The sequence below is a fragment of the Pseudomonas atagonensis genome (assembly GCF_011369485.1).
Lineage (GTDB): Bacteria > Pseudomonadota > Gammaproteobacteria > Pseudomonadales > Pseudomonadaceae > Aquipseudomonas > Aquipseudomonas atagonensis.
This window is the reverse complement of the sequence record NZ_VXCA01000049.1, coordinates 58,035-81,140: the sequence shown is the minus strand read 5'-3', so window position 1 is coordinate 81,140 and position 23,106 is coordinate 58,035. Positions and strand designations below refer to the sequence as shown.

Annotated in this window: 12 protein-coding genes; 8 read left to right on the top strand and 4 right to left on the bottom strand. The window is 62.8% G+C overall.

Features of this window, described 5'->3' with window-relative positions:
• The 3 genes from F2P67_RS27085 to F2P67_RS27075 all read left to right on the top strand — a co-directional run.
• Positions 1–216, top strand: a 216-nt coding sequence (locus F2P67_RS27085) for a helix-turn-helix transcriptional regulator (RefSeq protein ID WP_166226238.1), incomplete at its 5' end; no start/stop codon positions are given.
• A 170-nt stretch (positions 217–386) separates the two neighbouring features.
• Positions 387–560, top strand: a complete 174-nt coding sequence (locus F2P67_RS27080) for a DUF1427 family protein (RefSeq protein ID WP_007969534.1) — start codon at positions 387–389, stop codon at positions 558–560.
• A 31-nt stretch (positions 561–591) separates the two neighbouring features.
• Complete coding sequence (locus F2P67_RS27075; RefSeq protein ID WP_166226236.1) at positions 592–1,548, top strand: quinone oxidoreductase family protein; 957 nt, start codon at positions 592–594, stop codon at positions 1,546–1,548.
• A gap of 134 nt (positions 1,549–1,682) precedes the next feature.
• Here the strand turns inward: F2P67_RS27075 and F2P67_RS27070 are convergent, their stop codons facing one another.
• The gene (locus F2P67_RS27070; protein WP_166226233.1) at positions 1,683–2,642 is read right to left on the bottom strand and encodes a nucleoside-specific channel-forming protein Tsx; all 960 of its coding nucleotides are present in this window, start codon (positions 2,640–2,642) and stop codon (positions 1,683–1,685) included.
• A gap of 454 nt (positions 2,643–3,096) precedes the next feature.
• On the opposite strand from F2P67_RS27070, the gene F2P67_RS27065 reads away from it, so the two are divergent.
• The 3 genes from F2P67_RS27065 to mnmH all read left to right on the top strand — a co-directional run bounded on the left by F2P67_RS27065 (position 3,097) and on the right by mnmH (position 16,018).
• Positions 3,097–13,617: an autotransporter-associated beta strand repeat-containing protein gene (locus F2P67_RS27065; RefSeq protein ID WP_166226230.1), complete on the top strand. Its 10,521-nt coding sequence runs from the start codon at positions 3,097–3,099 to the stop codon at positions 13,615–13,617.
• A 263-nt stretch (positions 13,618–13,880) separates the two neighbouring features.
• Positions 13,881–14,915 (top strand): selenide, water dikinase SelD, encoded by a 1,035-nt coding sequence (selD, locus tag F2P67_RS27060; protein ID WP_166226227.1) that lies wholly within the window; start codon positions 13,881–13,883, stop codon positions 14,913–14,915.
• Positions 14,915–16,018, top strand: a complete 1,104-nt coding sequence (gene mnmH / locus F2P67_RS27055) for a tRNA 2-selenouridine(34) synthase MnmH (RefSeq protein ID WP_166226223.1) — start codon at positions 14,915–14,917, stop codon at positions 16,016–16,018. The genes selD and mnmH overlap by 1 nt, the downstream gene beginning before the upstream one ends.
• Before the next feature lie 93 nt (positions 16,019–16,111).
• Here mnmH and F2P67_RS27050 read toward each other — a convergent pair whose 3' ends face one another.
• The gene (locus F2P67_RS27050) at positions 16,112–16,786 is read right to left on the bottom strand and encodes a histidine phosphatase family protein (protein WP_166226220.1); all 675 of its coding nucleotides are present in this window, start codon (positions 16,784–16,786) and stop codon (positions 16,112–16,114) included.
• Positions 16,787–17,100: 314 nt separating this feature from the next.
• Between F2P67_RS27050 and F2P67_RS27045 the strand changes: the two genes are divergently transcribed.
• The gene (locus tag F2P67_RS27045; protein ID WP_166226217.1) at positions 17,101–17,799 is read left to right on the top strand and encodes a glutathione S-transferase family protein; all 699 of its coding nucleotides are present in this window, start codon (positions 17,101–17,103) and stop codon (positions 17,797–17,799) included.
• Positions 17,800–18,056: 257 nt separating this feature from the next.
• Positions 18,057–19,031: a porphobilinogen synthase gene (gene hemB, locus F2P67_RS27040; protein WP_166226214.1), complete on the top strand. Its 975-nt coding sequence runs from the start codon at positions 18,057–18,059 to the stop codon at positions 19,029–19,031.
• Positions 19,032–19,154: 123 nt separating this feature from the next.
• On the opposite strand, the gene F2P67_RS27035 is transcribed toward hemB, so the two are convergent.
• Positions 19,155–20,690 (bottom strand): FAD-dependent oxidoreductase, encoded by a 1,536-nt coding sequence (locus tag F2P67_RS27035; protein WP_166226211.1) that lies wholly within the window; start codon positions 20,688–20,690, stop codon positions 19,155–19,157.
• Between the two features lie 211 nt (positions 20,691–20,901).
• Positions 20,902–23,106, bottom strand: a complete 2,205-nt coding sequence (locus tag F2P67_RS27030; RefSeq protein WP_166226208.1) for a TonB-dependent receptor — start codon at positions 23,104–23,106, stop codon at positions 20,902–20,904.

The following is a 23,106-nucleotide window of genomic DNA, read 5'->3' as shown; positions in this document are numbered from 1 at the left end:
GCCAGTGTGCGCACACTGGCACGGTTGTTCAAGGACAGTCTCGGTATGGGTTTTGCCGAATGGCGGCGGCAGGTGCAACTGGCGACGGCGGTGGCCGAGTTGATTCAGGGCGTGGCGGTCAGTGTCATTGCCCGTGAGCTGGGTTATTCGCCGAGCAGTTTCAGCGACATGTTCCGCCGTGAACTGGGCGTCGCGCCTTCGCAATTCACGATGTAATAACGCTATTTCTTCAACCCGCACTAAACCTGTGGGAGCTGGCAGCCAGCTCCCACAGGACTTTTCGGTCATTTCGGTGGATTTGGCCGAAATTCAGAAGTCCTTGGCCGGTACCCATTCAATCCACTCCCTAAACTCTGCCCATTCCCTTTATGCGGCGGAGTTTCCCCATGAACTACCTGATTTCGCTGGCCATCGGCCTCGGCGTCGGTCTGCTCTACGGCGCGCTGGATTTTCGCTCTCCAGCGCCACCGGCGATTGCTTTGGTTGGCCTGCTCGGCATGTTGGCCGGTGAGCAGTTGTGGCCGATGGGCCGGCAACTGGTGGCGGGCTGGCTGTCCTGAGTTTCCTCTTTCTCCTTCGGTGGATGCATCCATGAAAGCACTGCAATTCGATCAAACCGGCGACCTGTCTTCCCTGCACTTTGTTGACGTGCCGACGCCGACGCCCGGCGCCGATGAAGTGCTGGTCGAGATTAAGTCGGCAGGCCTTAACCCCAGCGATGTGAAAAATGTCCTCGGGCGCTTCCCCTACACCACGTTGCCACGCATTCCCGGTCGCGATTTCGCCGGTGTGGTGGTCGAGGGGCCGCAGACCCTGATCGGTCAGGAAGTCTGGGGCACCGGGCGTGAACTGGGCTTCTTCGCCGACGGTTCTCACGCGCAATTCGTCAAACTGCCGGCCAACGGCGTGGCGCACAAACCGGCGCACTTGAGTTTTGCCCAGGCGGCCAGCCTCGGCGTGCCGTACACCACAGCGTGGGATGCGCTGGAACGCAGCCTTGTAACTGCTGAAACCCGCTTGCTGGTGATCGGTGGCGGCGCAGTGGCCACGGCGGCATTGGCACTGGCGAAAGTGCGCGGCGCGCAATTATTGGCGGCGGCGCGCCGCCCCGAGCAGGTCAAGGATTTGCAGGCGCAGGGTTATCAGACGATTCAATTGGATAAACCCGAAGACCTCGGCGCGCAGGTCAACGCGGTGTATCGCGGCGGCGCCGATGTGATTTTCGACACCACCGGTTTCTGGCTCCCGGCCTCGGTGCCGGCGCTGGCAGCATTCGGGCGCATCGCGATCATTGCTGCGCCCGTGGACGGGCATGTGCAACTGCCGGCACTGGCGCTGTACCGCAAGGGCGGTTCGCTGGTCGGCATCAACTCGTTGCTGTACGGCGTCGCAGAATGCGCGGCGATGCTGGACCAGTTCGGGCGCTTCTTCGATGAAGACTTGCTGCCATTGCCGCAAGGCCTGGTGGAAGCCCCGCTGGCCGAAGGTCTGGCGCGCTACGCCGACGTCAACCAGGGCAGCGGCGACAAGGTCATCCTCATTCCCTGATACGCCACACATCCAAATGGTGTAAGCGGGCTTGCTCGCGAAGGCGTGGTGTCAGTGAAACAAATGCTGCCTGACACATCGCTTTCGCGAGCAAGCCCGCTCCCACAGTGGTTTTTTGTGATGCCGGATTCTGGTTAGAACTGGTAACCGACACCCGCGTAGTAACCCCACCCGTTCGACCGCGCACGGAAATTGCCATCGCCGAAGTTCAGCTCGCTGCCGTCCTCCCAGTTGCCGCCGTTGTGGAAGTAACGCCCCACCAGGGTGAAGCGCAAATGGGTGAACGAGTACAGCAAGACGTTGGTTGCGACTGTCGCGTTGGCGGTGCGTGCGGGGTTGTCCTTGTGGATGTCGGAGCCGAAATCGAAGTTGGTGAAGCCGATGTAGGTCAGCGACGCGCCGTTGCTGAATTTGTCGATCGGCACGATGTATTTGAGCTGCGCACGGTAGCCGTCCCACGAGTACTCGTTGCTCGCACCGTAGTTTTCCCACTGATAACGCCCGTACAGGTTGGCCGACAGATTGACCCGTGAATGGGTGTCGATGTCGGTGCCGAAGCCGCTGTAGAGGGTGTTGGCGCGGTTTTCCTTGCGGCTGCCGTGGTCGTAGATCCAGTCGAACGCGACGTACCATTCTTTGAACGGGCCGATGGCCAGGCTGCGGCCGGCAAGGTAGTCGATGGAGATGCGCGGTTCGTGCTCCATGAACACCGGCGAGCCGTGATCCCACACGCCTTTGTCGTGACTGTTGCCGATGTTGAAGATCTTCGGAATGTCGACGTAGCCGTACAGTTCGAACGGCCCCTTGCGGCCAAAGTACTCATATTCCAGATAGATATCGTCGGCCGGTTGCGGGCCGAAGCTGATGTCTTTGCTGCCGATCAGCATCAGATCCTGGTTGTACCAGTCCGACAGGTACGCACCTTTTTTCGGTGGACTGGCTTCGGGGCTGAGGGCTTCACCCTGAGCGGACTCCTCCGGCAGTACGGGTTGGGCGAGGGCGCTGTGGCTGAGAAGTCCGGTAACGCCGGTCAGTAGCAGGGAAACAGCAAACGCGCGCGCAAACGGCGCACGAAGAAGGGGAGCAGCGTGCATTCAAAGTCCTTTTTTGCGGATCAAGGCCCGGATTCTGCGGGTCTGTATGGTTTTGTTACGAAAATGCCGAGATTGACGGTTCGCAAACGTTTGCACAAGCCGTACCAGTTTCTCTGTTGCGGTGAATTTCCCGTGTGGGAGTGGGCTTGCTCGCAAAGGCGTCAGGTCAGGCAACACATCGGCACAGGAACACCGCTTTCGCGAGCGAGCCCGCTCCCACAGGGATAATCATGTGCAGCCAAATTCCCGCGTTTACTGGCTGAAAGCCCCGGTTTAGACAGGCCTAGTATTAAAGTATTAACACCATTTAATCCGTGCCCCATTGCTGGGCGTCTACTAGCTTTGTCCCCAATCAGCGGTTTTGTGATGACCGTCGCAGTCTTGATTCGCGTGTGGAATAAGCACGGCTCTGCGCGCCTTCAAGGAAGAAATTGGCCACGACAAGGAGTAGCCCGTGGAAGCAAGGTTTGGTGTCGCCCTCGTTTCGCGTTTTTCCCCACTGTCCCTTGCTGTGCATCTGAGCGTCGTCGGACTTCTGTTCGGTGGGGTCAGCGAGCAGGCGTTCGCCACCTGCTCGGCGGCGGGCTCCACGATTACCTGTTCGGGCGTTCCGACCCTGCCGCTGTTTCTCAATGACTACAGCAGTGCCACCAGCGGCCTGACGGTCAACGTCACCAACGGCGCGCAGATGAACGCGACGCTGGGTGGCAAGGTGATCAACCTGACCGGGGCCAATATCAACCTGAACAACTCCGGCACCCTCGACCCGGCCTTGCTCGGCCTGGTCTCGATCCTCAGTGGCGGCGCGTTCATCGGCACCGGCGCGACCAGCACGGTGAGCATCGCCAACAACACCACCGGGCTCATTCGCGGCACCGGCATGTTGCTCGGCCTCAACCTGACCAGCATCGACGGTCTGGGGATTGCCGTGAACAACTCGGTGTCGGGCACCACGACCATCACCAACGACGGCACGATTACCTCGACCGGGCTGTCGGTCGGCGGCATCACCCTGGCCGATACGCCAGTGGTCGGGGTGTATGGCGGTTCGCAAGTCAACATGACCAACAGCGCCACCGGCACGATCAACGGCCGGGTCGCGTTCGAGACGTCGGTGGCGGGCAACACCTTCACCAACGCCGGTAACATCACGGGCGGCGTGTCGATGGGGGCGGGCAGCACCAACACCTTCTACGCAATCACCGGTTCAAGCGTTAACGTCGGTGACGGCGTGCAAGTTTCTGTCGGCCTCGGTGGCCTGATCGGTGTCAATCTGACCTTCGCTCCGACCGGGACGATCGATGGCGGCGCGGCCGGTACCAACACGCTGATCCTGCAAAACCCGATCGGTCTCGGCGGCGGCACCACCGGCACCGGCACGGCTTCAAGTGCGACCTACGTCAACTTCAACAACCTGACCCTCAACAGCGGCACCTGGACCTTGCAGGGACCACTGGTCAGCGGCGCGACCACGCTCAACGGCGGTGTCGCGCAGTTCAACGACAACGCGGCGTTCGGCAGCGGTGTACTGACGTCCAACGGCGGGATTCTCCAGGCCAGCAATGCCGGTTTGACGCTGGCCAATCAGATCAACCTGGGCGGGACTGGCCTGACTCTGCAGGGCATCAACGGCATGACCCTCAACGGTGTGATCTCCGGCACGGGCGGCCTGACCAAGATCGGTAGCGGCCAGATCAACCTCAACGGCATCAACACTTACTCCGGCAACACCGTGCTCAACGGCGGCATAGTGCTGGTAGGCAACAACTCGGCGTTCAGCACCGGCGGCATCACGGTCGGCGGCTCTTCGAGCATCTCGGCGACGGCGCCGATTTCGCTGGCGAACGCGATCACGCTCAACAGCACCCTGACCGCGACCGGCACCGGTGCGCTGACCCTGGGCGGGGTGATCAGCGGCGCCGCCAACCTGACCAAAACCGGCAGCGGCAGCCTGACCCTAAACGGCATCAACACCTACACCGGGATCACCAGCCTCAGCGCCGGCACCTTGCGCGTCGGCAACAACAACGCACTGGGTACCGGTGTCCTCAATACCAGCAACGGCACCAGCCTCGACAGCACCGGCAACGTGACCCTGGCCAACAACGTCGGCATCACCGGTGCGCTGAACGTGCTCGGCAGCAATGCCCTGACCCTGGCCGGCATCGTCTCCGGCACCGGCGCGATCACCAAAAGCGGCAGCGCCAGCCTGACCCTGACCGGCAACAACACCAACAGCGGCACCACCGCGCTCAACGGCGGCAGTTTGCTCGTCGGCAGCAACACCGCCCTCGGCACGGGCGCCTTGAACGCGGCGGCCGGCACCACGCTGGATGCGACCACCGCCGTGACCCTGGCCAACGCAGTGGCGCTGGCAGGCGGGCTGACCATCGGCGGCACCCAGGCGCTGGGCCTGAGCGGTGTCATCAGCGGCGCCGGCAACCTGCTCAAGGGCGGCACCGCGAACCTGACCCTCAGCGGCAACAACACTTTCTCCGGCGGCACCGCGCTGAACAGCGGGACGCTGATTGTCGGCTCCAACACCGCGCTGGGTACCGGCGCACTGACCACGGCGGCGGGCACCACCCTCGACGCCAGCACCACCGTTTCGCTGGGCAACGCGGTCGCCCTCGGCGGCAACCTGAACATCGCCGGCAATGCCAACATCACCCTCGGCGGCGTAGTCAGCGGCAGCGGCGGACTGACCAAGAACGGCGCGGCCAACCTGATTCTCAACGGCGCCAACACCTTCAGCGGCGGCACCACCCTGAACGCCGGCACCCTGACCGTCGGCAACGCCGCCGCTCTGGGCAGCGGCGCCCTGACTGTCGCCAGCGCCGCGACCCTCGACAGCAACACTTCGGTCATTCTGAACAACAACGTCGCCCTCAACGGCAACCTGGCCATCGGCGGCAGCAACGGCATGATCCTGGGCGGCGTGCTCAGCGGCGCCAGCCAGTTGATCAAGAACGGCACGGCCAACCTGACCCTCAACGGTGCCAACACCTTCACTGGCGGCACCGCACTCAACGCTGGCAGCCTGACCGTCGGCAACGGCGCGGCACTCGGCACCGGCACGCTGACCGTGGGCGGTGCGGGCGCAACGCTCAACAGCAGCGCCAACGTGACGCTGAACAATGCGATTGCACTCAACTCCAACCTCACCGCCGGCGGCGCCAACCCGCTGACCCTCGGCGGCGTGATCAGCGGCGGCAGCAACCTGATCAAGACCGGCTCCTCGACCCTGACCCTGACCGGCAACAACACCTACACCGGCTCTACGTCGCTGAACGCCGGGACACTGGTCGTCGGTTCCAACACCGCCCTCGGCACCGGCATCCTCAACGCCGGCAACACCACCACACTGGACGCCAGCACCGCGACGAGCCTGGCCAACAACGTCAACCTCGGTGGCAACGTGACCATCGGCGGCAGCAACGCGCTGACGCTCGCGGGTGTGGTTTCCGGTGTCGGCGGCCTGACCAAAAGCGGCCCCGCCGACCTGATCCTCAACGGCGCCAACACCTACTTCGGCAACACCGCGCTGAACGTCGGCAAGCTGATTGTCGGCAGCAATACCGCGATCGGCAGCGGCGCATTGAACGCAGCGGCCGGCACCACGCTGGATACCAACACTGCCGTCACTTTGGGCAACCAGGTCAACCTCGCCGGCGCCATGAACATCGGCGGCAGCGCAGACCTGACCCTCACCGGCACCGTCGCCGGAGCCGGGAGCCTGGTGAAAAACGGCGCGGCCAATCTCAATCTGAATGGCACCAATACCTACGCCGGCGGCACGACTCTGAACGCCGGTACGGTGACCGTCGGCAACAGCTCGGCACTCGGCACCGGTGCCTTGACCGTCGGCGGCGCGGCGACGCTGGACAGCAGTTCGCCGCTGGCCAGCCTGGCCAATGCGGTCGTGCTGAATGCGGCGCTGAGCGTCGGCGGCACCCAGAACCTGACCCTCGGCGGTGTGATCAGCGGCGCTGGTCAGTTGATCAAAAACGGTGCGGCCAACCTGACCGTCAACGGCACCAACACCTTCAGCGGTGGCTCCACGCTCAACGCCGGTACGCTGACCCTGGGTTCGGCCGCTGCGTTGGGCAGTGGCGGTCTGACCGTCGGCGGCGCTTCGACGCTGGATACCAGCACCGGCATGAGCGTCGGTAACAACATCACCCTCAATGCCGGCCTGACCCTGGCCGGCAGCAACACCTTGAACCTCAGCGGCGTGATCGATGGCGCCGGCAGCCTGACCAAGGACGGCTTCGGCGACCTGACGCTCAGCGGCAACAACACCTTCACCGGTGCGCTGAACATCGCGTCCGGCAGCGTCACCACCGTGAGCAGCGGGGCGCTGGGCAACACCTCCGGCGCCAACATCAGCGCCGGTGCCAATCTCTATCTCAACAGCAGCGCTAGCCTCAATGGCTTAAGCGGCAGCGGCAGTGTGCAGATTGCCGGCGGCAATACCCTGACCGTGGGCGGCGTGAACAGCACCAGCACCTTCGACGGCGACCTCGGTGGCAGCGGTGCGCTGACCAAAGTCGGTACCGGGACGCTGAACCTCACCGGCAACAGCGGCATCACCGGCAACACCAACGTCAACGGCGGTACGCTGAACCTCACCGGTTCCCTGGCCAGTTCCCAGCTCAACGTCAACAACGGTGCGACCCTCACAGGTACCGGTTCGGCGCTTGGCTTCATCACCGTCAACAGCGGCGGTCATCTGGCGTTGTCTTCGGGCAATACCTTGTCGACCTCGTCGCTGATTCTCACCGCCAACAGTAATGTCGACGCGAGCCTCGCCACGCCATCGACCTCTTCGCTGATGAACATCGGCGGCAACCTGACCCTCGACGGTAACCTTAATGTCACCGATGCCGGCGGTTTCGGTGTCGGTGTCTATCGCCTGTTCAACTACATCGGCGCGCTGACCGACAACGGCCTGACCGTGGCCGGTGTGCCGGTGGGTTATGGCCTCGGCGACATCCTCGTGCAGACCTTGGGTAATCAGGTGAATCTGATCGTGTCGGCGCCGAATACCAACCTGCGTTTCTGGGACGGCAGCCAGACCATCCCCAACGGTACGGTGGATGGCGGCACTGGCACGTGGAATGCCGGCGGCACCAACTGGACCAATTCCAACGGCACGCTGAACCAGACCTGGGCCGGCGACTTCGCAGTGTTCCAGGGCACGGCGGGCACGGTGTCGGTCAACGGCACGCAGCTGTTCACCGGGATGCAATTCCTCACCGATGGCTACAACGTGGTCAACGGCACGTCGGGTCTGCTGACCGCCGTCAACGGCAGCGGCGGGACCACGGCGATGCGGGTTGATCCGGGCGTGACCGCCACGGTCGGTGTGAACATCGACGGCAGCGGCATCCTCAACAAACTCGATGCCGGCACTCTGGTGCTCAACGGCGCCAACAGCTACACCGGCGGTACGCAACTGGATGGCGGCACGCTGGTGGTCGGCAGCAACAGCGCACTGGGCACCGGCGCGTTGATCGCCAATGCCGGTACGCAACTGGACAGCAACACCGCGGTGACCCTGGCCAACGCCGCCACCCTGAACGGCAACCTGACCGTGCTCGGCAGCAATGCGCTGACCCTCAATGGTGTCATTTCCGGCACTGGCGGCTTGATCAAGAACGGTTCGGCCAGCCTGACCCTCGGTGGCAACAACGCCTTCCTCGGGCCGGTGGCACTGAACGCGGGCGGTCTGGTTCTCGCGTCGAACAGCGCGCTGGGTTCTGCCACTTTGAACGCGGCGAACGGCACCACGCTGGATGCCAGCGGCGCCTTCACGGCAGGCAACGCCATCAACCTGGCGGGCAACCTCGGCATCGTCGGCAGCAACGATCTGACCCTCAGCGGAGCCATCAACGGTGCCGGCAGCCTGACCAAGAATGGCGCGGCCAACCTGATCCTGAGCGGGGCCAACAACTTCCTCGGCGGCGTGACCCTGAATGCCGGCACCCTGACCGCCGGCAGCAACGGTGCGCTCGGTCTGGGCAACCTGACCGTGGCCGGTGCCTCGGCGCTGGACAGCAACACTTCGGTGTCGCTGGGCAACAACGTGGTGCTCAACGCCAACCTGACCAACACCGGAAACAGCGACGTAGCCCTCAGCGGCGTGGTCAGCGGCACGGGCGGACTGATCAAGAATGGCGCCTCCAACCTGACCCTCAACGGTATCAACAGCTACAGCGGCGGTACCACGCTGAACGCCGGCACCGTGACCCTCGGCACCTCGGCGGGCCTGGGCTCCGGCGCGGTGACCGTGGCGGGCACATCGACCCTCGACACCACTGCGCCGCTGGTGCTGGCCAACAACGTCAACGTCAATGCCAACCTCAGTTTCGCAGGCAACAACAACCTGACCCTCGGCGGTGTGATCGCCGGGGCGGGCACCGTGACCAAGAACGGTCTGGCCGACCTGACGCTGTCCGGCAACAACACCTTCAGCGGCACCTTCGATGTGCAGTCCGGCAGCCTGACCACGCTGGGCAACTCGGCACTGGGCAGCAACGCCGGGGTCAATCTCGGCGCTGCGGCGACGCTGAACCTCGGCGGTTCGGGCAGCCTCGCCAGCCTGACCGGCAGCGGTACCGCGCTGATCGGCGGCGGTAACACGCTGAGCATCGGCGGCAACAACGCCAGCAGCATTTTCGACGGCGTGCTCACCGGCACCGGCGAACTGAGCAAACTTGGCACCGGTACGCTGACCCTGACCGGCATCAACAGTCTGACCGGTAACACCACCGTTAACGCCGGCACCTTGAACGTCAACGGCTCGCTCGACAGTGCCAGCGTGCTGGTCAACAGCGGCGGTACGCTGGCCGGCAGCGGTTCGTTGGGCGGGGCAGTCACCGTGGCGGACGGCGGTCATCTGGCCGGCGCTACTGGCAGCACCCTGTCAGTGAATTCGCTGGTGTTCAACGCCAACGCCAACTTCGATGTGGGCCTCGGTACTCCGGTGTCCGGTGGCGGCAACGCGCTGGTCAATGTCGGCGGCAACCTGACCCTCGACGGCACCCTCAACGTCAGCGACATCGGCGGTTTCGGCAGCGGCGTGTACCGGTTGATCAACTACACCGGCGGTCTGACCGACAACGGCATGCTGATCGGCACCGTGCCGGGCAGCGTCACCCCGGGCGACCTGACCCTGCAAACCGCGCTGGCCAACCAGATCAACCTGCTGGTCACCGCACCGGGCGTTACCGTGCAGTTCTGGGACGGCAACCAACTCGTCGCCAACGGTTCGGTCGATGGCGGCAGCGGCACGTGGGGCACCGGCGGCACCAACTGGACCGACGTCAACGGCACGACCAACCAGGCCTGGACCAACAACTTCGCAGTGTTCCAGGGCACGGCGGGCACGGTCACGGTCAACGGCGCGCAAACCATCACTGGCATGCAGTTCGTCACCGATGGCTACAGCCTGCAAAACGGCACGGCGGGATCGCTGAATCTGGTCAACGGTTCGCTGGGCAATGCGACCGTGCGGGTCGACCCGAATGCCACCGCCACCATTGGTGTCGCGCTCAACGGTGCCGGCACCCTCGGCAAATACGACACCGGCACTTTGGTGCTCAACGCCGCCAACGGTTACACCGGCGGCACCGCGCTCAATGGCGGCAAAATCGTGGTCGGCAACAACGCGGCACTCGGCACCGGTGTGTTGACCGCCGCCAACGGCACGGCGCTGGACAGCAACACGGCGGTCAGCCTGGCCAACGATGTGGTGCTCAATGGCGGACTCACCGTCGCCGGCTCCAACGCCTTGACCCTCGGTGGCGTGGTCAGCGGCAGCGGCAGTCTGATCAAGACCGGTGCTTCGAGCCTGACCCTTAACGGCAGCAACATCTACAGCGGCGGTACCCAACTCGCTGGCGGCACGTTGATCCTCGGCAACAACAGCGCACTCAGCAGCGGTGCGCTCAACGTGACCGGCAACGGCAGCCTCGACAGCACTTCGGCACTGCAACTGGCCAACGCCATCAACCTCGGCGCGCAACTGACGCTCGCCGGCAACCAAAACACCAGCCTGATCGGCGCGATTACCGGCACTGGCAGTCTGCTGAAAAACGGCACGGGTGATCTGGTACTCAGCGGCGCCAACACCTACAGCGGTGGCACCACGCTGAACGGTGGCAGCACGCGCGGCGACACCAGCAGCCTGCAAGGCGCAATCGTCAACAACGCGGCGCTGACTTTCGAACAGAACGCCGACGGCAGCTACACCGGCAACCTCACCGGCACCGGCACGCTGAACAAAACCGGCAGCGGTCAATTGCTGCTGACCGGCAACAACACCTTCACCGGCAACACTTCGGTGCAGGCCGGCAATCTGATCGTCAACGGTGTGCTCGACAGCGCCAACGTCGACGTCGCCAGCGGCGCGAAAATCGGTGGTGGCGGGCAGCTCGGCGGGGCGCTGCAACTGGCCAGCGGCGCGACATTGCTCGGTGGTGGCACGGCGACGCCGTTGTCGGTCGGTTCGCTGGCGTTGTCCTCGGGCACAAATCTGGACTTCAGCCTCGGCTCGGCGACCAGTTCCACCACCGTGGTCAACGTCGCTGGCAACTTGACCCTCGACGGCACGCTGAACATCAGCAACGCCGGGGGCTTTGGCACTGGCGTCTATCAACTGTTCAGCTACGGCGGCAGCCTGACCGACAACGGTCTGGTCTACGGCAGCCTGCCGGTGTCGGCCGCCAACCTGACCCTGCAAACCGCCATCGCCAATCAGATCAATCTTCTGGTGCAAGGCACGCCGGGTGAGGTGCAGTTCTGGAACGGCGGCACCACCAATCCGGATGGCAGCATCGATGGCGGCAACGGCGTGTGGGGGCCAAATACCAACTGGACCGATCCGACCGGCACCCAGGCGCTGGCTTCCAATGGTCAGTTCGCCGTTTTTGGCGGCCAGGCCGGGACAGTCACTGTGCAGGGCAATCAGAATTTCACCGGCCTGCAATTCCTTGCCAGTGGCTACAGTCTGGTGCCTGGCGCGGGTGGCACGCTGACCCCGGTCAACGGTGCGGACGGCAGCCTGGCGCCGGTACGAGTCAATGCCGGGGGCAGTGCGGAAATCTCCGTGCCGCTGGTGGGCACCGGCGGCATCGAAAAACTCGACTCCGGCACGCTGGTGCTGAGTGGCGCCAACACCTACAGCGGTGGCACCACCGTCAGCGGCGGTACGCTGATCGGCAACACCACGAGCCTGCAAGGCAACATCCTCAACAACGCTTCGCTGGTGTTCCAGCAGACCGCCAACGGCCAGTTCAACGGCACGCTGCGTGGTCTTGGTGCGATGCTCAAACGCGGCACCGGGACCTTGCTGTTGACCGGTGATCAGCCGTTCAGCGGCACCGTGTCAGTGGATCAAGGCGTACTGCAAGTCGGCAGCCGGTCTGCGCGGGCATCGTTGGGCGGGCAAGTGACTGTCGCCAACGGCGCCGGTCTGAGCGGTAACGGCAGCGTCGGTTCGGTGGTCAACCACGGTGTGGTGGCCTCGGGCGCCGAGGCTGGCACCCTGAGCGTCGCGGGCAACCTGACCAACGCCGCTGACGGCGTGCTGGCGCTGACCATCAGTTCGCCGACGGCGACACCGTTGGCGGTCGGTGGCACGGCGGCACTGAGCGGTGGCTTGCAGGTCAACTCGCTGGCACCGTTCACCGGCAACACCGTGTACTCGCTGATCACGGCGGGCGGCGGCGTCACCGGCACGTTCAGCAGCACCAATCTGCCGCAATACGCGTTCCTCGACAGTTCGCTGATTTACGGAGCCGATTCGGTGACCCTCGCGGTCAGCCGCAACGGCAATTCGTTCGCCGATGTCGCCGCGACGAAGAACCAGCGCGCTGCAGCTTCAGCACTGTCGCGTAACGGCGCCGCCGGTGCAGCGTTGCAGAATGAAATCGTCAACCTCAGCGTGGCCGGTGCGCGCAATGCCTTCGACAGTCTGTCCGGGGAAATCCACGCCAGCACGGCCAGCGCGATTCTTGAAGACTCGCGTTACGTGCGCGACGCGGTCAATGACCGCATGCGTCAGCCATCGTGCAGCGCTGCGGATGATCCGCGTCGGGCGCTGGCGCCGAGCGACAACCAATTGAGCAGCAACGGTTGCCAAGGCGAAATGGTCGGCTGGGCGCGGGCACTCGGTGCCTGGGGCGAATCGGACGGCGACAGCAACACCGCGAAACTCGACCGTAACCTCAGCGGCTTCATGCTCGGCACCGACAAGCAAATCGATGACCAGTGGCGCGTGGGCATGGCCGCCGGTTACACCCGCAGCGACCTCGACGCCCATGATCGTCGCTCGGATGCCACGGTCGAGAGCTACCACCTGGCGGCGTACCTCAACTCGCAATTCGACGCACTGGCGGTGCGCCTCGGCGCGGCATACAGCTGGCACGATATCGAGACCAAACGCAACGTCAGCGTCGGCAGCTACAACGACCGCTTGAAGGCCAATTACGATGCACGCAGCGCCCAAGTGTTCGGTGAAGTCGGTTACACCATTGATGCCGCCGGCATTGCCCTGGAACCGTTCGCGGGTCTGGCCTACGTCAACTACGACACCGACAAGGCCAAGGAAAAGGGCGGCGTAGGGCGCCTGGAGGCCGATGCCGATCAGGACATCACCTTCTCGACCCTCGGCGTGCGGGCCGGCAAAGTCATCACCCTGAGCAACGGCGGGCAATTCACCCCGCGCGCGGCGATCGGCTGGCGACACGCGTTCGGCGACACCAAGCCTGACGCCGACCTGACCTTCATCGACGGCGGCGCCTCGTTCAGCACCCAAGGTGTGCCGATTGCCAAGGACAGCGCCATCGTCGAAGCGGGTGTGGACTTCCAGATCAGCCCGACCGGCAAACTTGGTATCGGCTATTCGGGACAACTGTCGAACGACAGCAACGACCACGCCATGACTGTCAGCTTCAGCCTTGGCTTCTGAGTAGGGTCGAAGCACCTTTTAGCCGCCCGTCAGGGCGGTTTTTTTTGTTTGAGCAAAAGATCGCAGCCTGCGGCAGTTCCTACAGAGAAACGCGATTCTCTATGTAGGAGCTGCCGCAGGCTGCGATCTTTTGATCTTGAGTTTTCTACATTCAGGACTTTCGCCTCGATTGCCTTCGCAAGCAGGCTCTGAGTATCAGCACAAGAATCGCCAACCTCGCGCTCTGCTAGAATCCGCCACATTCCCTAGCCAGAGACTCCCCCATGAGCGAGCCGATTCGTCTGACCCAATACAGCCACGGCGCCGGTTGCGGCTGCAAGATTTCTCCGCAGGTACTGGAAGTGATTCTGGCTGGCAGCGGGGCGCAGAACCTTGATCCGAAACTGTGGGTCGGCAATGCCTCGCGTGATGACGCCGCGGTGTACGAGATCGATGCCGAGCGCGGTGTGGTGTCGACCACCGACTTCTTCATGCCGATCGTCGATGATCCGTTCGACTTCGGCCGTATCGCCGCGACGAATGCGATCAGCGATATCTATGCGATGGGTGGCGATCCGTTGATGGCGATTGCGATCCTCGGCTGGCCGGTCAATGTGCTGGCGCCGGAGGTGGCGCGCGAAGTGATTCGCGGTGGCCGTGCGGTGTGTGACGCAGCGGGCATTCCGTTGGCGGGTGGGCATTCGATCGATGCGCCGGAGCCGATCTTCGGCCTCGCCGTCACCGGGCTGGTGGAAAAGCGCCACATGAAACGCAACGACACCGCGACCGCCGGTTGCCTGTTGTATCTGACCAAACCGCTGGGCATCGGCATCCTCACCACGGCGGAGAAAAAAGGCAAACTGCGTCACAGCGACGTCGGTGTCGCCCGCGACTGGATGTGCACCCTGAACAAGCCCGGCAGCCGCTTCGGCAAACTCGCCGGCGTCACCGCGATGACCGACGTCACCGGTTTCGGCCTCCTCGGGCATCTGGTCGAAATGGCCGACGGCAGCCAGCTCACAGCGCGCATTCATTACGATCGCGTACCGCGTCTGGAGAGCGTCGAGTATTACCTCGATCAGGGCTGCGTACCCGGCGGGACGTTGCGCAATTTCGACAGTTATTCAAGCAAGGTCGGCCGGGTGCAGGAGCTGCACAAACGTGTGCTCTGCGACCCGCAAACCAGCGGCGGTCTGTTGATTGCCGTCACCCCTGAAGGCAATGAAGAATTCCTCGCCGTGGCCGCAGATCTGGGCCTGAACCTGGCGCCAATCGGCGAGCTGGTTGAGCGACAGACGAACGCAGTCGAGGTGATTTGATGCTCCGCGACTGCACCGATTACCGCGATATTTTCCTCAACGACCGACCGCTGATGGACGCCCGTGCGCCAGTCGAATTTCACAAAGGCGCGTTTCCCGGCGTGATCAATCTGCCGCTGATGAATGACATCGAGCGGCAGAAAATCGGCACCTGTTACAAGCAGCACGGGCAACAGGCCGCCATCGAACTGGGTCATCAACTGGTGTCCGGCGCGGTGAAGGCCGAGCGCATCCAGGCCTGGACCGATTTCGCCCGGGCCCACCCTGACGGTTATCTCTATTGCTTTCGTGGCGGCCTGCGTTCGCAGATCACGCAACAGTGGCTGCGCGACGAGGCGGGCATCGACTACCCGCGCATCGGCGGTGGCTACAAGGCGATGCGCAACTTCCTCATCGACACGCTTGAGCAAGCCATCGCACAGTGCGATTTCGTCTTGCTTGGCGGCATGACCGGCACTGGCAAGACCGAAGTGCTGGTGCAGCTGCGCAACGGTCTGGACCTGGAAGGCCACGCCAATCATCGCGGCTCAAGCTTCGGCAAACGCGCCACCGGGCAGCCGTCGAACATCGATTTCGAAAACCGTCTGGCCATCGACATTCTCAAGAAGCGCGCTGCCGGTATCGGGCAATTCGTGCTGGAGGACGAGAGCCGGGTCGTGGGCAGCTGCGCCTTGCCGCTGCCGCTGTATCAGGGCATGCAGCAGTACCCGATGGTCTGGCTGGAAGACAGCTTTGAGGATCGCGTCGAGCGGATCCTGCGAGATTACGTGGTGGATCTGTCGGCGGAATTTTCACAGGTGCATGGCGAACAGGGTTTTGCCTTGTTTGCCGAGCGTTTGCTCGACAGTCTGAACAACGTGCAGAAACGTCTCGGTGGCGAGCGCCATCGGCGGATGCTGATCCTGATGGAAGAGGCGTTGGCCGAGCAGGGGCGCAGTGGCGTGGTGGATCTGCACCGGGGCTGGATCGAAGGGTTGCTGCGCGAGTATTACGACCCGATGTATGTGTTTCAGCGCGAGAAGAAGGGCGGGCGGATCGAGTTCGCGGGGGAGCGTGGGGCGGTGCTTGAGTATCTGCGCGAGCGGGTGAGTCAGCATCTTTGAGGGGGTAGCGGCTGGCCTCTTCGCGAGCAAGCCCGCTCCCACATTGGATTTGCGTGGAATACAAATTCCTTGTGGGGGCAGGCCGCACAGTAATCAGGTCGGGCAAGTCGCCTTGCCATTGTCCAGCCCTTGCTTGTAGCTGTGGCTCTGCAAACTGGCCTTGCCGTTGTGCCAGGTCAGGGTCAGCACATACAGCGAGTCAAAATCGCCACCGGGCCAGTCCTGGGTGATGGTCTGCTTTTCGCCGACGGCTTTGCCGGCCACTTTGTTGATCAGTTCCGGCAGATAACCGTGGGACCACGCCGTGTAAATCGTCGAGTTGTGGTACTTGTCTTCGAGCAGTTCGCGCGCCAGATCACTGGTGTCGTTGGCGGAAAACTCGATGTTCACCGGCAATCCAAGCTTGATCGCGGCCGGGCTGATGGTCATCAGCGGGCGAATGTAGCTGTAGGAATTGTCCAGTTCGCCTTCCTCGACATTGCGCGTCGGGTTGGCGGCGAAGACGTAATCGGCCTTGCCGAATTTTTCCGGCAGCAGGGTCGACAGATCAATCGCGCGGTTCAGGCCCTGACAGTTGAGCTGGCCGAGGCCACCCTCCGGTTTCTCCGCATGGCGCAGAAATACCAGCGTCTGAGTGCCGTCCACCGGTTGTGCGCGGCTTTCGCTGGATTCGAGGGACAGAAACAATGCGCTGACGGCCAGCAGGGAAGGCAGGGCCACATACGCGCGGTGTTTGAAACGTTTGGCGAAACGCAAAAGGTTCGTCATGACATCAAAGGTTCTTCAGCAAATTCGGTTAAGGCTGACAAACCTCTACACCACCGGCTCCCAGCCCCGGGTGTTTTCCCTGTCGTGTTGCGCTTCCCTTGCGAAAGGCTTAACTCAGAGTCCTCTGAGGCCGGATGGTTCGATTCGCACAAGTGCGCGGCACTTTAGCGGCAACCGTTGACGGCTTGGGCGCAGGTTAGCGACAGGATGTTGCGGATTTAAGTAAGCCCGAGGGCATCGCTGAAAAGAACCTGAGCTGGAGCGGATGATCCTGGATTATGCTCAGGCCTTTAATTTGTGACTGGATGCTTCCCATGACCGATCTGTCCGCGTTCCCGATCACCCAGAAATGGCCGGCGCAGTACCCTGACTGGATTCAGCTCTACTCCTTGCCGACCCCCAACGGCGTCAAAGTCTCGATCATGCTTGAAGAGATCGGCCTGCCGTATGAGCCGCATCGCGTCGGTTTCGACACGCACGACCAGTTGTCCCCTGAGTTTCTGTCGCTGAACCCGAACAACAAGATCCCGGCGATCCTCGACCCCCACGGCCCGCAAGACCAGCCGCTGCCGCTGTTCGAGTCCGGCGCGATCCTGATTTATCTCGCCGACAAGAGCGGTCAGTTGCTGGCCCAGGAAGGCGCGCTGCGCTACGAAACCATTCAGTGGCTGATGTTCCAGATGGGCGGCATCGGCCCGATGTTCGGCCAACTCGGTTTCTTCAATAAATTCGCTGGCAAGGACTACGAGGACAAGCGTCCGCGTGATCGCTACGTCGATGAAAGCAAACGCCTGCTCAAGGTGCTCGACACCCGCCTGGAAGGCCGCGACTGGATCATGGGTGAGCGCTACACCATCGCCGACATCGCCACGTTTCCGTGGGTACGCAACCTGATCGGGTTCTACGAGGCGGGCGACCTGGTCGGTATCAAGGACTTCCCGAATGTCACCCGTGTGCTGGAGCGCTTTCTCGCCCGCCCGGCGGTTGTTCGAGGCCTGACCATCCCGTCATAGTCTTCGGGCTGCACGCCTGTTCCTTGTGGGAGCGAGCTTGCTCGCGAAAGCGGTGTGTCAGTAATCAATAAGCTGACTGACATGACGCCTTCGCGAGCAAGCCCGCTCCCACAAGGGGGTATGTATTTGGCGCAGGGATTATTGCGTGCCCGGTAATGCACTCTTGATTGATCCAGGTTTGTACCTCACCTGCTGCAAGGCATAAGCTTCGCCCCCTACGACTTTCGTCTCATCTGCCCGTTTTCAGGAAAGACCCCATGTCCAGTCAGTTCCCCGAAGCACGTCCCCGCCGTCTGCGCCGCAATGCGAGCCTGCGCAGCCTGTTCCAGGAAACCGAGTTCAGCCTGAATGACCTGGTGCTGCCGATTTTCGTCGAGGAAGAGATCGACGATTTCGTGCCGATCAAAAGCATGCCCGGCGTGATGCGTATTCCCGAGCGCAAACTGGCCGGCGAGATCGAGCGCTATGCCCGCGCCGGCATCAAATCGGTGATGACTTTCGGCGTTTCCCATCATCTGGACGCCAACGGCAGCGACACCTGGCGTGAAAACGGTCTGGTTTCGCGCATGTCGCGCATCGCCAAGGATGCCGTGCCGGAAATGATCGTGATGTCCGACACCTGCTTCTGCGAATACACCGATCACGGCCATTGCGGCGTGATGCACAACCATGAAGTGGACAACGACCAGACCCTGATCAACCTCGGCAAGCAAGCCGTTGCCGCCGCCCGTGCAGGTGCCGACGTGATTGCACCGTCGGCGGCGATGGACGGCCAGGTGCGGGCGATACGTCAGGCCCTCGACGCGGCAGGTTTCACGCAGATTCCGATCATGGCGTATTCGACCAAATTCGCTTCGGCGCTCTACGGCCCGTTCCGCGAGGCCGGCGGCAGCGCGCTCAAGGGCGATCGTAAAAGCTATCAGATGAACCCGATGAACCGCCGCGAAGCCCTGCGTGAATCGCTGCTTGACGAGCAGGAAGGCGCCGATGCGCTGATGGTCAAACCGGCCGGCGCGTATCTGGACATCATCCGCGACATTCGTGAGGCCTCGAACCTGCCGCTGTCGGCGTACCAGGTCAGCGGCGAGTACGCGATGATCAAGTTCGGCGCACAGGCCGGAGCGATTGATGAGGATCGCGTGGTGCGTGAAAGCCTTGGCGCGATCAAGCGCGCAGGGGCGGATTTGATCTTCACGTATTTTGCGATGGACCTGGCCCTGGCCGGGATCTGACGTCCAACGCATCACCCCTGTGGGAACGGGCTTGCTCGCGAAGACGGTATGTCAGGCACAGACTGGCTGACTGACACGACGCTTTCGTGAGCAAGCCCACTCCCACAATTTGAACGGTGGTTGTCAGGGACAATTAAAGTACGGCCGGATCCCGTGATCACGGAAATACCGTTCGATCACCTTCGGATCCGCACTGGTCTCGGCGATCGCCACGTAAGTATCCGGGCGCAGCAGGTAGAAGCCGTTGCGCCCCAGTCCCGCCGATTCAAACGCCGGTCGCCAGTCGAACACATGCAGCGGCAGATGATGCTCGTTGCACCACTGGATCATCTCGTCGCTGGTGTCACCGTACACATGCACTTGCCAGCACGGCTGGCGCAGCGGATCGTAATTATCCCCTTCACCGTCATGCGCCCACGGCAAACGGTCGCCGCCGTGCACGTGGCCGGCCGCGCCCTGACTGAGCGGCATGCCGCGGTAGTTGAGGGTGACCTGTGAAACGGTGCGAAAGAGGAATTCGCGACTCGCTTCGAATGAGGCCATTTTCGGAATCAGAAACGGTGCCACACGCATGCGCAGCAGATCAGCCATGCGCCCCTCGGCGGTGACGAAGCTGAAGACTTTGTCAGTGGTCGACACCAGTTTGCGGGCGAAGGCGATGCGTTCGGTTTCGTAGCTGTCGAGCAGTTTGGTGGTGGCCGCGCCGCTGAGGACGGCGGCGAGTTTCCACGCCAGATTGATCGCATCGCCAATGCCGGTGTTCATGCCCTGACCGCCCGCCGGGCTGTGCACGTGGGCGGCGTCGCCAAGCAGAAACGCCCGGCCGCTGCGAAAGTGTTCAGCCACGCGGTGATGCACGCGGTACGTGGAAAACCAATGGACGTCTTCGATGTGCACTTTCAGGTGTTCGATGGCGCGGCTGCTGACGTCGGAGAATTCCAGGGTTTCGGCTCGCTCGGCGCGCTCGTCACGCACGGTGCCGATCAATCGCGCGCGGCCTTCGCCGGCCAACGGGAATACCGCGAGAAAATCCGCTTCATCCAGATCCAGGTGCAGCTCGCCGTTCATTGCCGGGCCGCTGGCCTTGACGTCTGCGACGTAGAAAATCTGCTGGTAAGTGCCGCCGGGGAATCCGGCGTCGAGGGATTTGCGTACCACCGAGCGGGCACCGTCACAGCCAGCCAGATAGCAGGCCTGACAGATTTCCTGCTCGCCATCGGGCAGGCGCAGATGGGCGGTGAGGCCGTCGCCGGTTTCTTCGAAACTCTCCAGCGTGGTGTTGCGCTCGACGCTGACGCCGTAGTCTTCGAGGCGATCGATCAGCAACCGTTCGTGCTCGTCCTGCGGGAAAATCTCAACGAACGAGTAAGGGGTCAGGCCTTCGCCGATGCGGTTGAGCGGCAACTGCGCGACCGGTTTGCCGTTGACCCAGAAATTGGCTGCCGCAACACGATGGCCGTTGCGCACGATGGTGTCAGCGAGATCCAGTTGCCGATACAACTCCAGCGTGCGCGCCTGTACCGCCAGCGCCCGTGAAGTGGTGCCGGGCGCCGAGGTTTTATCGAGGATGCGCACGCGCACGCCCAGTTTGCTCAGCCACAGAGCCAGCACCAGTCCGGTGGGGCCGGCGCCGATGATCAGTACGTCGCTGCGGTTCATGGGCCTGTCCTCCTTTGGCTGTGCAGCAAGTATGGATCAGATGTAAAGGGTAGCCAGTTGCGGCCCCTTCGCGAGCAAGCCCGCTCCCACATTGAAATGAGTTCCCCTGTGGGAGCGGGCTTGCTCGCGAAGGAGCCTTATCAAACGCTACAAAAACAAAAAAGCCCCGCAGCCATGAAGCTGCGAGGCCTTTTTTACGATGGCGTGACGCTTAGAAGTCGATGGTGCCCGATAACTTCGCCACTCGCGGTTCGCCCTGAGTCAGATAACCACCCTGAGCCGATTCCCAGTACTTCTTGTTCGCCAGGTTCTCCACGCCCAGACGCAACGTCACGTCTTTCTCCGACACCTTGAAGGCATAACGCGCGCCGGCGTCGAAGCGGTTCCAGGTCGGCAGGCTGAGGTTGTTCGCCGCGTCCGCGTACTGGCCACCGGTGCGCAGCATCCGCGCATTCAGCGCCACGCCTTGCAAGCCCGGCACGTCCCAGTCGGCGCCGGCGTTGAACTGGAAGGTCGGCACGCCGATCGCTCGGTTGCCGTCGTTGGCGCCGTTCTGGGTGTTCTTCAGTTCGGTGTCCATCAGGGTCAGACCGCTGATCAGGCGCAGGCCGCTGACCGGTTCGCCGAACACGTTCATTTCCACGCCTTTGTTGACCTGCTCACCCTCACGCACATACCGCGAGGTATTGGCGTCGATGATTTCCGAATAGCCGTTGCTCGGCTGCTCGATGCGATAAACGCCCAGGCTCGCACCGTAGGTGCCCATGTCGACCTTCACGCCGGCTTCGGTCTGCTTGGAACGTGCCGGTGCGTAGACTTCGTTGCCGTTGACCACCACGCGATTGCCGGACGTAGTGGGCGAGGTCGGGCCTTGCGCCAGACCTTCGATGTGGTTGGCGTAGAACGACACGTGATCCCACGGTTTGAACACGATGCCGTACACCGGCGTGGTGATCGATTCGTCGTAACTGGACTTGCGCCCGCCGCTGCCGTAACTGGCGTAGTTGTAGCCCTGGACGACCAGTTGCTGGCGACGCAGGCCGGCGGTGATCAGCAGGCTATCGTCAAAGAAACCGAGGGTGTCGGACAGCGCGATGCTGCGGTTGAAGGTTTTGCCGACAATGCCCGGATCGTTCAGGTCGCCACCGGAGAAGTTGCCGACCGGCGCAGGCGTTTGCACCGGGTGGTAGATGTTGTTGGCGTATTTGGTCAGGTCGAAATCGTAGGCGCTGCGCTGTTCGGCCCAGATGCCGGTCAGGCCAAAATTCAGTTTGTGGCTGACGACGCCGGTGTTGAACTTGCCGTTGAGGCCGGCCATGACACTGGTGTTGTCTTCGTCGTGGGGAATGAACGAGCCGGTCGTGACCGAAGCACCGTTGTTGCCGACCAGCGTAGTCGAGTTGTAGCGCCCGACTTCGCGGGTGTGCTTGGCGCCACCGGCAGCGTAGGCGGTCCAGTTGTCGTTCAGGTCATATTCGGCGCGAAGCATGCCGAAGGTGTCTTCGATGTCGGTGTAGCCCCACTTCGGCGCGTAGTTGGTGTCCGCCGATGGCGCGTCCGGAATGTGCGTGGCGTTGCCGAGGTTGACCGAGTTGCGGCCACCGTTCACACGTTCTTTCTGATAGGCAAAGTCGCCGGAGAGACGCAGCGCGTCGCCGCGATAATCGAGGCCGATGGCGAACAGTTTCGAACGCTGGTTTTCGTGATCGATGCCGGTGTCGCCTTCGCGCTGGGCCAGGTTGATCCGCGCGCCGAAGCGGTTGTCTTCGCCAAATCGCTGGCCGATATCGAAGTGATGACCGACGCGGCCTTCACTGTTGATGTCGGTGGTGTAGCGGCGCAGCGGCTCGTCGCCGGCGCGCTTGGGCTGCAGGTTGACGCCGCCGCCGATGCCGGAACCGGTCGGGGTCACGCCGTTGATGAAGGCGTTCGGGCCTTTGAACACTTCGACGCGCTCCAGGGCGTCGGTGGAAATGATCTGCCGTGGCAGCACGCCGTACAGGCCGTTATAGGAAATGTCGTCGCCGGTCAGCGGCAGGCCGCGGATCATGAAAATCTGCGCCTGGTTGGAAAAACCGGAAGCCTGACGCACCGACGAATCGTTAAGCAGCACATCGGCGACGTCTTCGGCTTGCTGATCCTGGATCAGTTGCTCGGTGTAGGACGCGGCGCTGAACGGTACGTCCATCATGTCTTGATTGCCGAGCACGCCCAACTGGCCGCCGCGTGCGACCTGACCACCGGAATAGACCGGGGGCTGGGCGTTTGGCGTCGGGGCTTGAGCGTTGACGTTGACGTCGTCCAGCAACAGCGCTTTGTTGTCGTCTTCAGCGGCGTGGGCGGTGATGGTCAGGGAGCACAGCAGGGCGAGAAGCGTCGGGCGGAAGGGCACGGCAAGTCGAGCTGGAGCGGGCAT